At 65.6% G+C, this 14,776-nt stretch carries 15 protein-coding genes; 13 read left to right on the top strand and 2 right to left on the bottom strand.

The window, feature by feature from the left end:
* Nucleotides 1-142 precede the first annotated feature (142 nt).
* The 7 genes from WS61_RS17000 to cysM all read left to right on the top strand — a co-directional run bounded on the left by WS61_RS17000 (nucleotide 143) and on the right by cysM (nucleotide 6,697).
* A complete protein-coding gene (locus WS61_RS17000; protein ID WP_012328123.1) occupies nucleotides 143-436 on the top strand; it encodes a lipopolysaccharide assembly protein LapA domain-containing protein in 294 nt (97 codons plus the stop codon).
* A gap of 53 nt (nucleotides 437-489) precedes the next feature.
* Nucleotides 490-1,662, top strand: coding sequence for a lipopolysaccharide assembly protein LapB (lapB, locus tag WS61_RS16995; RefSeq protein ID WP_059501683.1), 1,173 nt, complete (start codon nucleotides 490-492; stop codon nucleotides 1,660-1,662).
* A gap of 89 nt (nucleotides 1,663-1,751) precedes the next feature.
* On the top strand, nucleotides 1,752-3,152 hold the full coding sequence (locus tag WS61_RS16990; protein ID WP_059501682.1) for a UDP-glucose/GDP-mannose dehydrogenase family protein: 1,401 nt from the start codon (nucleotides 1,752-1,754) through the stop codon (nucleotides 3,150-3,152).
* Between the two features lie 7 nt (nucleotides 3,153-3,159).
* Nucleotides 3,160-4,110, top strand: coding sequence for a D-glycero-beta-D-manno-heptose-7-phosphate kinase (rfaE1, locus tag WS61_RS16985; RefSeq protein WP_059501680.1), 951 nt, complete (start codon nucleotides 3,160-3,162; stop codon nucleotides 4,108-4,110).
* Nucleotides 4,111-4,173: 63 nt separating this feature from the next.
* Nucleotides 4,174-5,166, top strand: coding sequence for an ADP-glyceromanno-heptose 6-epimerase (rfaD, locus tag WS61_RS16980; RefSeq protein ID WP_006496538.1), 993 nt, complete (start codon nucleotides 4,174-4,176; stop codon nucleotides 5,164-5,166).
* A gap of 74 nt (nucleotides 5,167-5,240) precedes the next feature.
* Nucleotides 5,241-5,582 carry a helix-hairpin-helix domain-containing protein gene (locus tag WS61_RS16975; protein WP_059501678.1) on the top strand — a complete coding sequence of 114 codons (342 nt, stop codon included), beginning with the start codon at nucleotides 5,241-5,243 and terminating at the stop codon, nucleotides 5,580-5,582.
* 212 nt (nucleotides 5,583-5,794) lie between these two features.
* Nucleotides 5,795-6,697, top strand: coding sequence for a cysteine synthase CysM (gene cysM, locus WS61_RS16970; RefSeq protein WP_059501676.1), 903 nt, complete (start codon nucleotides 5,795-5,797; stop codon nucleotides 6,695-6,697).
* A gap of 76 nt (nucleotides 6,698-6,773) precedes the next feature.
* Here cysM and mltB read toward each other — a convergent pair whose 3' ends face one another.
* Complete coding sequence (mltB, locus tag WS61_RS16965; protein ID WP_082751483.1) at nucleotides 6,774-8,117, bottom strand: lytic murein transglycosylase B; 1,344 nt, start codon at nucleotides 8,115-8,117, stop codon at nucleotides 6,774-6,776.
* 43 nt (nucleotides 8,118-8,160) lie between these two features.
* Here mltB and WS61_RS16960 point away from each other — a divergent pair, with 43 nt between their 5' ends.
* Nucleotides 8,161-9,084, top strand: a complete 924-nt coding sequence (locus WS61_RS16960) for a histone deacetylase family protein (RefSeq protein WP_034206723.1) — start codon at nucleotides 8,161-8,163, stop codon at nucleotides 9,082-9,084.
* A gap of 30 nt (nucleotides 9,085-9,114) precedes the next feature.
* Here WS61_RS16960 and WS61_RS16955 read toward each other — a convergent pair whose 3' ends face one another.
* Complete coding sequence (locus WS61_RS16955; RefSeq protein ID WP_059501726.1) at nucleotides 9,115-10,035, bottom strand: alpha/beta hydrolase; 921 nt, start codon at nucleotides 10,033-10,035, stop codon at nucleotides 9,115-9,117.
* A gap of 218 nt (nucleotides 10,036-10,253) precedes the next feature.
* On the opposite strand from WS61_RS16955, the gene WS61_RS16950 reads away from it, so the two are divergent.
* The 5 genes from WS61_RS16950 to WS61_RS16930 all read left to right on the top strand — a co-directional run bounded on the left by WS61_RS16950 (nucleotide 10,254) and on the right by WS61_RS16930 (nucleotide 14,683).
* On the top strand, nucleotides 10,254-11,288 hold the full coding sequence (locus WS61_RS16950) for a methionine ABC transporter ATP-binding protein (RefSeq protein WP_059501671.1): 1,035 nt from the start codon (nucleotides 10,254-10,256) through the stop codon (nucleotides 11,286-11,288).
* On the top strand, nucleotides 11,278-11,931 hold the full coding sequence (locus WS61_RS16945) for a methionine ABC transporter permease (RefSeq protein WP_006486982.1): 654 nt from the start codon (nucleotides 11,278-11,280) through the stop codon (nucleotides 11,929-11,931). Before WS61_RS16950 ends, WS61_RS16945 begins: the two co-directional genes overlap by 11 nt.
* A gap of 29 nt (nucleotides 11,932-11,960) precedes the next feature.
* Nucleotides 11,961-12,755, top strand: a complete 795-nt coding sequence (locus WS61_RS16940) for a MetQ/NlpA family ABC transporter substrate-binding protein (protein ID WP_059501669.1) — start codon at nucleotides 11,961-11,963, stop codon at nucleotides 12,753-12,755.
* 226 nt (nucleotides 12,756-12,981) lie between these two features.
* The gene (locus WS61_RS16935) at nucleotides 12,982-13,731 is read left to right on the top strand and encodes an electron transfer flavoprotein subunit beta/FixA family protein (protein ID WP_059501667.1); all 750 of its coding nucleotides are present in this window, start codon (nucleotides 12,982-12,984) and stop codon (nucleotides 13,729-13,731) included.
* Between the two features lie 16 nt (nucleotides 13,732-13,747).
* Nucleotides 13,748-14,683: an electron transfer flavoprotein subunit alpha/FixB family protein gene (locus WS61_RS16930; protein ID WP_059501666.1), complete on the top strand. Its 936-nt coding sequence runs from the start codon at nucleotides 13,748-13,750 to the stop codon at nucleotides 14,681-14,683.
* Nucleotides 14,684-14,776 lie beyond the last annotated feature (93 nt).

Below are 14,776 nucleotides of genomic sequence, written 5' to 3'. Positions count from 1 at the left end.
TTTTTCATTTCCGGCCACCGATGCGCAACGCCGCACACAGGATGTGCGCAGCCGCGGAAACGCTTCCTTTACAATACGGGTCGATTCGGTGCGACGAAGGGGAGTCGCGCGCCGCGGCAAACCTCAACAAAGAGAGGGCTTCATGAAGTTTATCGTCTGGCTGATCCGGGTATTGGTGTTCGTCCTGCTGCTGGTGCTTGCGCTGGCCAATACGCAAACCGCGACGCTGAATTTCGTTGCCGGCTACGCATGGCAAGCGCCGCTGATCCTGATCGGCCTGGCATTCTTCGCCGTGGGGCTGCTGGCCGGCCTGCTGTCCGCGCTGCCTTCGATCTTCCGCCTGCGTCTCGAGAACGGGCGTTTGAAGCGCGATCTGCGTGCGGCGCGCGAAACGCCTGCCGTCATCGACCAGCCGCCGATGCCGCCCGTCATTTAACACGGACGCCGCGCGATCATCGCGCGGTTTTCGTCTCTGCTTCGATATTTCGCATGGATCTGGATTTCTGGTGGTTGCTCGCGATTCCGGTCGCGTTCGCGCTCGGTTGGGCGGCGTCACGCTATGACCTGAAGAATCTCCTGTCGGAGAGCGCCAACCTGCCGCGTTCGTATTTTCGCGGCCTGAATTTTCTGTTGAACGAACAACCCGACAAGGCGATCGATGCGTTCATCGAGGTTGCCAAGCTCGATCCCGAAACGGTCGAGCTGCACTTCGCGCTCGGCAACCTGTTTCGCCGTCGCGGCGAGACCGACCGCGCGATCCGCGTGCACCAGAACCTGCTGAGTCGCACCGATCTGCCGGTCAACGAACGCGACCACGCGCTGTACGAACTGGGCCAGGATTTCCTGAAAGCCGGCTTGCTGGATCGCGCGGAAGAGGCGTTCCACAAGCTCGCGGACGGCGACTACGCGCTCGGCGCGCAGCGGGCGCTGCTGACGATCTACGAGATCGAGAAGGACTGGAACAAGTCGATCGATACGGCGAAACGCATCGAGTCGATGAGCGACAAGCCGCTCGGCATCGAAATTGCGCAGTTTCACTGCGAACTCGCGCAGGACGCGCTGCAGCGCAAGAATGCCGCCGCAGCGGCCGAACAGTTGCGCCTTGCGTTGACCGTGAATCCGCAGAACGTGCGTGCGACGGTCCTGTCCGGCGACGCGGCGGAAGCGGCGGGCGATCACGCGGGCGCGATCGAGCATTGGAAGCGCGTCGAAGCGCAGAACCCGGCGTATCTGCCGCTCGTGGCCGACAAGCTGATGAAGGCATACGTCGCGCTCGGCAAGAACGTCGAAGGCGCGGAGTTGCTGATGGGGTACGTCGATCGTTATCCGTCGAACGACCTGCTCGACATCGCCTATCAGCATATCGCCGGGTTGCGTGGCCAGGATGCGGCGCACACGCTCGCGCGGACGCAGATGGAAAAGTCGCCGAACCTATCGGGGATGCTGCACCTGCTCGATGCGCAGATCGCGGCGGCCGAGGAACCGCGTCGTAAGGAACTTGAAATGATGCGTGCGCTGATCAAGCAGCGCACGAAAAATCTGCCACGGTATACGTGCCAGAATTGCGGTTTCCGGGCACGGCTCTTCTATTGGCAGTGCCCCGGATGCAGCGGCTGGGAAACCTATGCGCCGCGCCGCGTCGAACCTGCGATGCCGGGCTGATCCCGGCCGCGGAGCCAACGCGCTGCGGTTGCCGCCGGGCTCGCTCCGGCGGCCAAGTTAGTCAATTACCGGGAAGTACCGGAACATCTATGAAAATCACCATCATCGGCACCGGCTATGTCGGCCTCGTCACGGGCGCCTGCCTCGCGGAGATCGGTCACGACGTCTTCTGTCTCGACGTCGATCCGCGCAAGATCGATATCCTGAACAACGGCGGGATGCCGATTCACGAGCCGGGGTTGCTGGACATCATCGCGCGCAACCGCACGGCGGGGCGTCTGCGCTTCTCGACCGACATCGAGGCGAGCGTCGCGCATGGCGAGATCCAGTTCATCGCGGTCGGCACGCCGCCCGACGAGGACGGCTCGGCCGATCTGCAGTACGTGCTCGAGGCCGCGCGCAACATCGGCCGCCACATGACGGGCTTCAAGGTGATCGTCGACAAGTCGACGGTGCCGGTCGGCACCGCACGGCGCGTGCGCGGCGTGGTCGACGAGGCATTGGCTGCACGCGGGCTCGCGGGCAGCGTCGCGCATCGCTTCTCGGTCGTGTCGAACCCGGAATTCCTGAAGGAAGGCGCCGCGGTCGAGGACTTCATGCGCCCGGACCGGATCATCATCGGCGTCGACGACGACGACACCGGCACGATCGCGCGCGAGAAGATGAAGAAGCTCTACGCGCCGTTCAACCGCAACCACGAGCGCACGATCTACATGGACGTGCGTTCGGCCGAATTCGCGAAGTATGCGGCGAACGCGATGCTTGCGACGCGCATCTCGTTCATGAACGAGATGTCGAATCTCGCCGACAAGGTCGGCGCCGACATCGAGGCCGTGCGCCGCGGGATCGGCTCCGATCCGCGCATCGGCTATCACTTCCTGTATGCGGGCGTCGGCTACGGCGGCTCGTGCTTCCCGAAGGACGTGCAGGCGCTGATCCGCACCGCCGGCGAGAACGGCCAGCCGCTGCGCATCCTGGAGGCCGTCGAGGCCGCCAACCATGCTCAGAAGGACGTGCTGATCGGCAAGATCGAGCAGCGCTTCGGCGCCGACCTGACGGGGCGCGAATTCGCGGTCTGGGGCCTGGCGTTCAAGCCGAACACCGACGACATGCGCGAGGCGCCCAGCCGCCGCCTGATCGCCGCGCTGCTCGAACGCGGTGCGACCGTGCGCGCCTACGATCCGGTCGCCGTCGACGAAGCGCGGCGCGTGTTCGCGCTGGATTTCGGCGACGATGCGCACATGCTGGCGCGACTGCATCTCGTCGACACGCAGGACGCCGCGGTCACGGGCGCGGACGCACTCGTGATCGTGACCGAGTGGAAGGAATTCCGCAGCCCCGATTTCACGCGCCTGAAGGCCGAACTGAAGGCGCCGGTGATCTTCGACGGGCGCAATCTGTACGAGCCGGACGCGATGGCCGAACTGGGCATCGATTACTACGCGATCGGCCGGCCGTATGTCGATCCCCTGTCGTTCTCCCGTGGCTGAACGTACGATGGATACTCTTCGCGAAGTCGTTCCGGTGCCGCGCGAGCAACTCGCGCGCTCGCGTGTGCTCGTCGTCGGCGACGTGATGCTCGACCGTTACTGGTTCGGCAACGTCGATCGCATTTCGCCTGAAGCGCCGGTGCCGGTGGTGCACGTGCAGCGTCAGGAGGAGCGGCTCGGCGGTGCGGCCAACGTTGCGCGCAATGCCGTGACGCTCGGCGGCCAGGCCGGGCTGCTGTGCGTCGTCGGTTGCGACGAGCCCGGCGAGCGGATCGTCGAGCTGCTCGCCGGCAGCGGCGTGACGCCGCATCTCGAGCGCGATCCGGCGTTACCGACCACGATCAAGCTGCGCGTGCTCGCGCGTCAGCAGCAGTTGCTGCGCGTCGACTTCGAGGCGATGCCGACGCACGAGGTGCTGCTCGCGGGGCTCGCGCGCTTCGACGCGCTGTTGCCGCAGCACGACGTCGTGCTGATGTCGGATTACGCGAAAGGCGGCCTGACGCACGTCACGACGATGATCGAGAAGGCGCGTGCGGCCGGCAAGGCGGTTCTGGTCGACCCGAAGGGCGACGACTGGGAACGCTATCGCGGCGCATCGCTGATCACGCCGAATCGCGCGGAACTGCGCGAGGTGGTCGGGCAGTGGAAATCGGAAGACGACCTGCGCGCGCGCGTCGCGAATTTGCGTGCGGCGCTCGGCATCGACGCGTTGCTGCTCACGCGCTCGGAAGAGGGCATGACGCTCTTTTCCGCGGGCGGCGAACTGCATGCGCCGGCGCTCGCACGCGAAGTGTTCGACGTGTCGGGCGCGGGTGACACCGTGATCGCGACGGTCGCGACGATGCTCGGCGCCGGTGTGCCGCTCGTCGACGCCGTGGTGCTCGCGAATCGCGCGGCCGGCATCGTGGTCGGCAAGCTCGGCACGGCCACGGTGGACTACGACGAACTGTTTCACTGAGTGCATTCGGCGGCGCGACGAGCGCGCTGCACGAGTGGCTCGCACTTTTCAGGCAGGACGATCATGACCCTCATCGTTACCGGCGCAGCCGGTTTCATCGGCGCGAACATCGTCAAGGCGCTCAACGAGCGCGGCGAGACGCGCATCATCGCGGTCGACAACCTGACGCGCGCGGACAAGTTCCGCAATCTCGTCGACTGCGAGATCGATGACTATCTCGACAAGACCGAATTCGTCGAACGCTTCGCGCGCGGCGATTTCGGCAAGGTACGCGCGGTATTTCATGAAGGTGCCTGTTCGGACACGATGGAAACCGACGGCCGCTACATGATGGACAACAACTTCCGCTACAGCCGCGCGGTGCTCGATACCTGCCTCGCGCAGGGCACGCAGTTCCTGTATGCATCGTCGGCCGCGATCTACGGCGGCTCGACGCGTTTCGTCGAGGAACGCGACGTCGAGGCGCCGCTGAACGTATACGGCTATTCGAAGTTCCTGTTCGACCAGGTGATCCGTCGCGTGCTACCGAGCGCGAAGAGCCAGATCGCGGGCTTCCGCTATTTCAACGTGTACGGCCCGCGCGAGACGCACAAGGGACGCATGGCGTCGGTCGCGTTCCACAACTTCAACCAGTTCCGCGCGGAAGGCAAGGTGAAGTTGTTCGGCGAGTACAACGGTTATGCGCCGGGCGAGCAGACGCGCGATTTCGTGTCCGTCGAGGACGTGACCAAGGTGAACCTGTTCTTCTTCGATCATCCGGAGAAGTCGGGCATCTTCAATCTCGGCACGGGCCGGGCGCAACCGTTCAACGATATCGCGTCGACGGTCGTGAACACGCTGCGCGCACTCGACAACCAGCCGCCGCTGACGCTCGCGCAGCAGGTCGAGCAGGGATTGATCGAATACGTGCCGTTCCCCGATGCGCTGCGCGGCAAGTACCAGTGCTTCACGCAGGCCGACCAGACGAAACTGCGCGCGGCCGGCTACGACGCACCGTTCCTGACCGTGCAGGAAGGCGTCGACCGCTACGTCCGTTGGCTATCCGGCCAGGTTTAAACCGGCGCGTTGCATCGATAGACTGGGTCTCACGGTCGGCAACTGCCGGCCGTTTTTCTTCGGAGATCCAGCACATGATCAGGAAATGGTTTGCCGCGGCGGTCATGCTCGGCGCAGTGGCGTCGGCCTGGGCGGCCGTCGACGTTAACACCGCGAACGAGGATGCGCTCGTCGGTATCAAGGGGATCGGTCCGGCGCGGGCGAAGGCGATTCTCGACGAGCGCGGCGCACGCGGCCCGTTCAGGAATGCAGACGATCTGGCCACGCGCGTGAAGGGCATGGGCGGGCATACCGTCGAGCGGCTTCAGCAGGAAGGGTTGACGATCGGTGCGGTGGCGGGCGCGGCGCCGTCGGCCGCAGGCAAGCCGGCGGCAGCGAAACCGGCCGCCGCACCGGCTCGCACCGCGCAGAAATAACGGGTCGCACGTATCCGCAAAGGGCTCCTTCAGCCGCCGTCGTTGCGACGGCTTCCCGCGGCATGCCGCGGGTTTTTTGCATGGGGCGGCGTACGCGGCGATCGCGCACCGCGCGGCGCGCGTATTCCATCGTCGCAATGGGGTTGCCGGCGCGCGTGCTGGTGCTGGTTTACAATCGATCGATTGATCGGCCTCGTACTCACGGTATATCCATGGCTTACAAAACTATCGAAGACACGATCGGCAATACGCCGCTCGTGCAACTGGTCCGCCTGCCGGACGACGAGATTCGCGCCCGCAACAACGTGGTGCTCGCGAAGCTCGAGGGCAACAATCCGGCAGGTTCCGTGAAGGATCGCCCGGCGCTGTCGATGATCGGCAAGGCCGAGGCGCGCGGGCGCATCAAGCCGGGCGATACGCTGATCGAGGCGACGAGCGGCAACACGGGCATCGCGCTCGCGATGGCCGCGGCGATCCGCGGCTACAAGATGGTGCTGATCATGCCGGAGGATCTGTCGGTCGAGCGTCGCCAGAGCATGGCGGCGTATGGCGCCGAAATCATCCTGACGCCGGTGAAGGGCGGGATGGAACTGGCGCGCGACCTCGCGGAACAGATGCAGCGCGAAGGCAAGGGCGTGATCCTCGACCAGTTTGGCAACCCCGACAATCCCGTCGCGCACTACGAAGGAACGGGGCCGGAGATCTGGCGAGATACCGAGGGGCGTATCACGCACTTCGTGTCGGCCATGGGCACGACGGGCACGATCATGGGCACGTCGCGCTACCTGAAGGAACAGAATCCGGCGATCGAGATCGTCGGCGCGCAGCCGGAAGACGGCTCGCGTATTCCGGGCATTCGCAAGTGGCCGGAAGCGTACATGCCGACCATTTTCGATCGCAGCCGCGTCGACCGCGTCGAGAGCGTGAGTCAGGCTGCGTCGGAAACGATGACGCGCCGGCTCGCGGCGGTCGAAGGTATCTTCGCGGGCATTTCGTCGGGCGGCGCATGCGAAGTCGCGTTGCGCATTGCGCGCCAGGTCGAGAATGCGACGATCGTGTTCATCGTCTGCGATCGTGGCGACCGCTACCTGTCCACGGGCGTGTTTCCCGCCTGAGCGCGCGAGGGGTGCGCGATCGGCGCATCGATAAAAAAGCGCCGCTTCTGCGGCGCTTTTCTTTGACGGCCAGTGCTTACTGCGACTGCGTCGCGGCAGCGGCGGGTTGTAGCGCGCCGCTCGCTTCCATCTGTGCTTTCACTGCCTCGCCGAGCTGGTACACGGTGAGCGCGTAGAAGAAACTCCGGTTGTAGCGCGTCAGCACATAGAAGTTCTTCAGGCCAAGCATGTATTCGGTCGCGCGCCCGGGCGTCGGCAAGTCGACCACGGTGACCGGCGTGCCGGCTTCGGTCGTGATGTTGACCGTCGGCTCGTTCAACGTCATGCCCGCACGCAGCAGTTGCGACAGCGCCCAGTGCGGCTCGGGCTGGCCGTCGGCGGCGGCCTGCGCGATGCCCAGGCTGCCTGTATCGGGCGTGATCTGCCAGACCACCGGACGGTCCGTTTCCCAGCCGTGCTGCTTCAGGTAGTTCGCGACACTGCCGATCGCATCGACAGGACTGCTGCGCAGATCGACGTGGCCCGTGCCGTCGAAGTCGACCGCATATTCGCGGATGCTGCTCGGCAGGAACTGCGGAATCCCGATTGCGCCGGTGTACGAGCCGAGCACGGTGGTGGGGTCGAGCTGGTTGTCGCGGGTCCAGACCAGGAAGTCTTCGAGGTTCTTGCGGAACGTGGCCTGGCGGCTGTCGCGGTTCGGCGTGTCCGGGTAGTCGAACGTGAGCGTCGTCAGCGCGTCGAGCACGCGGAAATTGCCCATGTAGCGGCCATAGATGGTCTCGACGCCGATGATGCCGACGATCACCTCGGGCGGCACGCCGAACTGCTCGGACGCGCGCTGCAGCGTGGCCTGGTTCGCTTTCCAGAACTTCACGCCCGCGTTGATGCGGATCGGCTCGATGAAGCGCGAGCGATAGACGCGCCAGTTCTTGACCGTCGGCGACGGGGCCGGCTTCACGAGCTTGACGGCCGTCGCCGAGTAGCTGATGCGCGAGAACAGCGCATGCAGGCTTGCCGAATCGAAGCCGTTGCGGCTCACCATCTCGTCGATGAACGCGTCGACCTTCGCATTGTTCGCGTAACGCTGTGGAACGATTTCCTCTTCGAAGGTCTGGCCTTGCGGCGTCTCCTGCTGCGGTTGGGCTTGGGCGACGAGCGTGCCGGCGGGCTTCGCCGGCTGCGTCTGCGCGGCGGCAGGTGCGGTGCCGAGGGCAGCGGCGAGGGCAGCGGCGACGAGCGGAGCGCGAACCCGGAACAGCGCGGAAAGAAGGGCGGCAGGCTTGCTGGAATTCATGTCGAAGCGGGCGGACAGGGCGATTGTGTTCGGCGCAGTATACCCGACGCATCCGGCGCGCCGGGCCGAAGCTGGCCCCCGTTGTGGTAAGTTAGCGGCGAATTCGCGGCAGACGATGGACATCATTGATGGAGACCTGCGACGCACCGTGCGCCGCGGATGACAGCTTATGGCAACCGCTTTCTATACGCACCCCGACTGCATGCTGCACGAGATGGGGGAATGGCATCCGGAATGTCCGGCCCGCCTGTCGGCGATCCAGGATCAATTGATTGCGAGCCGCATCGACGACCTGATCGTGCACGAAACCGCACCGTTCGCGAGCGAGGTCGCGCTGGGCCGGGTGCATACGCAGGCGCACATCGACTACATCCGGAGCATGACGCCGGTCGACGGTTACGTCGAGATCGATCCCGACACGCTGATGAATCGCGACACGTGGCGCGCGGCACTGCGCGCGGCCGGCGCCGCGATCGCGGCGACCGACGCGGTGATCGAAGGCCGCTATGCAAATGCGTTCTGCGGCGTCCGTCCACCCGGCCACCATGCGGAGCCCGCGCGCGCGATGGGCTTCTGCTTCTTCAACAACGTCGCGATCGCCGCGCGGCACGCGCTCGACGTACACGGCATCGAGCGCGTCGCGATCGTCGATTTCGACGTGCATCACGGCAACGGCACCGAGGCGGCGTTCGCGAACGACGAGCGCGTGCTGATGTGCAGCTTCTTCCAGCATCCGCTGTATCCGTTCTCGGGCGTCGATCATCAGGCGCCGAACATGGTCAACCTGCCGATGCCCGCACGCAGCAACGGGATGGCGATCCGCGAAGCCGTCGACATGTTCTGGCTGCCGCGCCTCGACGCGTTCAAGCCGCAGATGCTGTTCGTGTCGGCCGGCTTCGATGCCCATCGCGAGGACGATATCGGCAACCTCGGGCTCGTCGAAGCCGACTTCGAATGGCTGACCGCGCGGATCGTCGACGTGGCGCGCCGACATGCGCAGGGCCGTATCGTCAGTTGCCTCGAGGGCGGCTACAACCTGTCCGCGCTCGGGCGCAGCGTCGTCGCGCACCTGCGCGTGCTGGCCGGGATCTGATTCGCGATTGACCGGCCGGGCCGGGCGCGTTCAGCGCGCCGGCACGCGCGCATGAATCCACGCGATCAGCGCGTCGATCACGCGGTCGCGTTCGAGATCGTTCATCGTTTCGTGGAAGCCGCCTTCGTACAGCGTCAGCGTACGATCGGGCGAACCGACGTGCGCGCCGAACGCCCGGCTCCCGTCGGGTTCGGTCAGCTTGTCCTCCGTGCCGTGATAGACGAGCACCGGCACGCGCAGCGCACCGCGGCCGCTCTCGATGCGCGCCATCGCATCGAGGATTTCCGCGCCGGTGCGGGCGGGCACGGCGCCGTGATGCACGAGCGGGTCGGCGCGATTGGCCGCGACGACGGCCGGATCGCGCGACAGCAGGGCCGCATCGATCCTGATCGCGGGGAAAGTAGGCCATGCACGGCTGATGAGGCGGCTGAGCGCAAGCATCCAGCGCGGCACGTCGCGCCCCGGCGCAAGCGCCGGGCTCGACAGCACGAGGCCGGCCAGCGCGTGGCCGCGAGCCGGTGCACGTTCGATCGCGTAGAGCGCCGCGATCGCGCCGCCCATGCTGTGCCCCATCAGGAACAGCGGCGCATCGCCGCGCGCGGCTTCGGCGACCAGCGCATCCGCGTCGTTCAGGTAGCCGTCGAAACGCTCGACCCACACGCGTTTGCCCGGCGACTGGCCATGCCCGCGCAGATCGATCGCAAGCACGTCGATGCCGGCTGCGTTCAGCCGGCCGGCGAGCGCGGCATAGCGGCCCGCGTGTTCGGCGAGGCCGTGCACGAGCGCGATCGTCGCGCGCGGCGGCACGCTGCCGTCGCCGGCCGGCCAGCGGTACGACGCCAGTTCGAGCCCGTCCGCGGTACGCAGTCGGCCCATGTGCGGCGCGGGCGCCGAAGGCGCCGATCCGGCGATGGCGGCGGGTGCGGCGGCCGGCGTGGTGGTGGCGCTCATCTGGCGTGTCTCCGGTTCGTTGGCAAGTGCGTTCCCGATCATAGTCGCGACCTTCCCATGGGGGCGAAGCGGCGCCCCTCTAATTTCGTCCGGTTATGAAAAGATCGAAATCGATTATTAAGGGGAATGAGGGGTTTGCGGTAAAATCGCCGGCTATTCCAGATGCATCGGCGGCCGACTGGCGGGCCAACTCGCCGGCCGGCCGCCGTTTTGTTTACATGATCGAATTACGCAATCTTTCGCAGCGTTTCCCCGGCCCGGGCGGTTGGGTCGAAGCGTTGCGCAACGTCAACCTGACGATCCCGCAAGGCGAGGTGTTCGGCATCATCGGCCGAAGCGGCGCCGGCAAGAGCACGCTCGTGCGCACCATCAACCTGCTCACGCGGCCGACCGAAGGCAATGTCGTCGTCGGCGGGCGTGACTTGATGCTGCTGTCGGCCAGTGCGCTGCGCGAGGCGCGCCGCGAGATCGGCATGATCTTCCAGCACTTCAACCTGCTGTCGTCGCGCACGGTGTTCGACAACGTTGCGCTGCCGCTCGAACTGGCCGGCGCGAGCCGTGCCGACATCGAGGCCGCCGTGTTGCCGCTGCTCGACCTGGTCGGGCTGTCCGCGCAGAAGGATCGCTATCCGGCGCAGATCAGCGGCGGCCAGAAGCAGCGCGTCGGCATCGCCCGCGCGCTGGCGAGCCAGCCGAAGGTGCTGCTGTCGGACGAGGCGACGTCCGCGCTCGATCCCGAAACCACGCGTTCGATCCTCGAGCTGCTCAAGCGCATCAACCGCGAACTCGGACTGACGATCGTGCTGATCACGCACCAGATGGAAGTGATCAAGCAGGTCTGCGATCGCGTGGCGGTGCTCGATGCCGGGCGCGTGGTCGAAGAGGGCCGCGTGATCGACGTGTTCCTGCAACCGCATCACGAAGTCACGCGCGCGCTGATCGGCGACGTGATCGCGCAGGAACTGCCGCCCGCGCTGAAGGCGCGCGTGGCCGAGCGGCTGAAGACGGGCAGCGGGCATCTGCTGCGGCTCGCGTTCACGGGCTCGGGTGTCGACCAGCCGATCCTGTCGGAGACGATCCGCCGGTACGAACTCGATTTCAACATCCTGCACGGCCAGATCGACGAGATCCAGGGGCAGGCATTCGGTTCGCTCGCGGTGCTCGCCGGCGGCGAGCCGGGCAAGGTCGGGCAGGCGCTCGCGTTCCTGCGCGAGCAAGGTGTGGTGGTAGAGGAGCTTTCGTATGTTGAGTGAGATGTTCGATATGTTCGTGCAGTCGTTCTGGGAGACGCTGATCATGGTCGGCATCTCCGGGGCGGTCGGCGCGCTCGTCGGCCTGCCGCTCGGCGTGCTGCTCTACCTGACCGACCGCCAGGGCGTGTTGCAGAACCTGGCGGTGAATCGCGTGCTCGGCGGCATCGTGAACGCGGTCCGCTCGACGCCGTTCATCATCCTGCTGGTCGCGGTGATTCCGTTTACGCGGCTCGTCACCGGTTCGTCGATCGGCACGGCCGCGGCGGTCGTGCCGCTGACGCTCGCAGCCGCGCCGTTCATCGCGCGTCTCGTCGAAACGGCGCTGCGCGAGGTCGATCGCGGGCTGATCGAGGCCGCGCAGTCGATGGGCGCGACCACGTCGCAGATCGTATTCAAGGTGCTGTTGCCCGAATCGCTGCCGGGCGTCGTCGCGGGCCTGACGATCACGTTCGTGTCGCTCGTCGGCTATTCGGCGATGGCGGGTGCGATCGGCGGCGGCGGGCTCGGCGATCTCGGGATCCGCTACGGGTACCAGCGCTATCTGCCGGAAGTGATGTGGACGGTCGTCGCGATCTTGATCGTGTTCGTGCAGATCGTGCAATCGTTCGGCGACTGGCTGGTGCGCCGGCTGAGCCACAAATAAGACCAAACCGATCCGATAGGAAAGACACGATGCAACGACGCTTCATGCTGAAGTTTGCGGCGGCGCTGGGCGCGGCCGCGCTGTTCGCGGGCGCGCATGCGCAGGCGGAAACCATCAAGGTGGGGGTGACGGGCGGTCCGCACGCGCAGATCATGGAAGTGGTGAAGAAGGTCGCGGCGAAGGACGGCCTGGAGATCCGCATCGTCGAATTCTCCGATTACGTGCAGCCGAACGCGGCGCTCGCGTCGGGCGACCTCGACGCGAACAGCTACCAGCACGATCCGTATCTGCAGGCGCAGGTGAAGGATCGCGGCTACAAGCTGCTCAAGGTCGCGGACACCGTCACGTTCCCGATGGGCATCTATTCGAAGCGCGTGAAGTCGCTGGCCGAACTGAAGCCGGGTGCGCGCGTCGCGGTTCCGAACGATCCGACCAACGGCGGCCGCGCGCTGCTGTTGCTGCAGAAGCAGGGGCTGTTGAAGCTGCGCGTGGATGCTGGGCTGAAGGCGACGCCGCTCGATATCGTCGACAATCCGCGCAAGCTGAAAATCGTCGAGCTCGATGCGGCGCAGATCCCGCGCTCGCTCGGCGACGTCGACGCGGCCGCGATCAATACCAACTACGCGATGGAAGCGGGGTTGAAACCGAAGCAGGACGCGATCGCGATCGAGGGCCCCAACGGCCCGTACGCGAACATCCTTGCGATCCGCGAGGCGGACCGGAACAAGCCGTGGGTCGCCAAGCTGATTGCGGCGTATCACTCGGCCGACGTGAAGCAGTTCATCGAAGGCAAGTTCGGCGGCGCGGTCGTTGCTGCCTGGTAACGGTGGAGCGCGGACGCCCGGCGGGATTAGAGTCGATGATCGAAAACCCGGGCTTTGCGTCCGGGTTTTTTCTCTTTTAAAATAGAACGACCGTTCGCTATCATTGGCGCGTCGCCAAGAAGCGGTATCCTCGACAACCATGATGGTTGGGGCCGCCTGGCCGCGCAGTCATGAGGTCGCGCTATAAAATGGCCTCTGGTCGTATTCGTAACTTTGGAGCGTGTGCATGAAAATCCTGGTGCCAGTGAAAAGAGTGGTCGACTACAACGTGAAGGTCCGCGTGAAGTCGGACAACACGGGTGTCGACATCGCGAACGTGAAGATGTCGATGAACCCGTTCGACGAAATCGCCGTTGAAGAAGCCGTGCGCCTGAAGGAAGCGGGCGTGGCGACCGAAGTGATCGCGGTGTCGGTGGGCGTCGCGCAAGCGCAGGAAACGCTGCGCACGGCGCTGGCGATCGGCGCGGATCGCGCGATCCTCGTCGAGTCGAACGACAGCGTCGAGCCGCTGGCCGTCGCGAAGATCCTCAAGGCGCTGGTCGACAAGGAACAGCCGCAGCTCGTGATCCTCGGCAAGCAGGCGATCGACGACGATTCGAACCAGACCGGCCAGATGCTCGCTGCGCTGGCCGGCCTGCCGCAGGCGACGTTCGCGTCGAAGGTGACGATCGCCGACGGCAAGGCAACCGTGGCACGTGAAGTCGACGGCGGCGCGGAAACGCTGTCGCTGACGCTGCCGGCAGTCGTGACGACCGACCTGCGCCTGAACGAGCCGCGCTACGTGACGCTGCCGAACATCATGAAGGCGAAGAAGAAGCCGCTCGAAACGGTGAAGCCGGAAGACCTGGGCGTTGACGTCACGCCGCGTCTGAAGACGCTGAAGGTGGCCGAGCCGCCGAAGCGCGCAGCCGGCGTGAAGGTGCCGGACGTGAAGACGCTGGTCGAGAAGCTGAAGACCGAAGCCAAGGTGCTGTAAGAGGGAGCGGAAAGAAATGACGATTCTGGTGATTGCAGAACACGACAACGCGTCGATCAAGGCCGCGACGCTGAACACGGTGGCGGCTGCTGCGAAGATCGGCGGCGACATCCACGTGCTGGTCGCGGGCCACAATGCACAAGCGGCTGCCGACGCGGCCGCGAAGATCGCAGGTGTGTCGACGGTGCTGCTGGCCGACGCGCCGCAGCTCGAAGCAGGCCTCGCGGAAAACGTCGAAGCGACCGCGCTGAACATTGCAAAGGACTACTCGCACATCCTCGCGCCGGCGACGGCCTACGGCAAGAACATCGCGCCGCGTATCGCCGCGAAGCTGGACGTTGCGCAGATCTCGGACATCACGGCGGTCGATTCGGCCGACACGTTCGAGCGCCCGATCTACGCGGGCAATGCGATTGCGACGGTGCAGTCGAGCGACCCGATCAAGGTCATCACGGTGCGTGCGACAGGCTTCGATCCGGTGGCGGCGGAAGGCGGCAGCGCAGCGGTCGAGAAGATCGAAGCGGCAGCCGACGCCGGCAAGTCGCAATTCGTCAGCCGTGAAGTGACGAAGCTGGACCGTCCGGAACTGACCAGCGCGAGCATCATCGTGTCCGGCGGCCGCGGCCTGGGCAGCGGCGAGAACTACACGAAGGTGCTGGAGCCGCTGGCGGACAAGCTCCAAGCGGCACTCGGCGCATCGCGCGCGGCAGTCGACGCCGGCTATGTGCCGAACGACTACCAGGTCGGCCAGACCGGCAAGATCGTCGCGCCGCAGCTGTACATCGCGGTCGGCATCTCGGGCGCGATCCAGCATCTGGCCGGCATGAAGGATTCGAAGGTGATCGTCGCGATCAACAAGGATCCGGAAGCACCGATCTTCAGCGTGGCCGACTATGGCCTCGTCGGCGATCTGTTCTCGCTCGTGCCGGAGCTCGTGACCGAGCTCGGCTGACGCGGCGTGACGCTTCAGCGGTAAAGCACACGAGAAGAGGGGCGCGACGAGCGCCCCTTTTTTGTTGTGTCTGTCCCGTCGTGAAATAGGTTG

The sequence above is a fragment of the Burkholderia sp. ABCPW 11 genome (assembly GCF_001523445.1).
Classification (GTDB): domain Bacteria; phylum Pseudomonadota; class Gammaproteobacteria; order Burkholderiales; family Burkholderiaceae; genus Burkholderia.
This window is presented reverse-complemented; position numbering and strand designations above follow the sequence as displayed.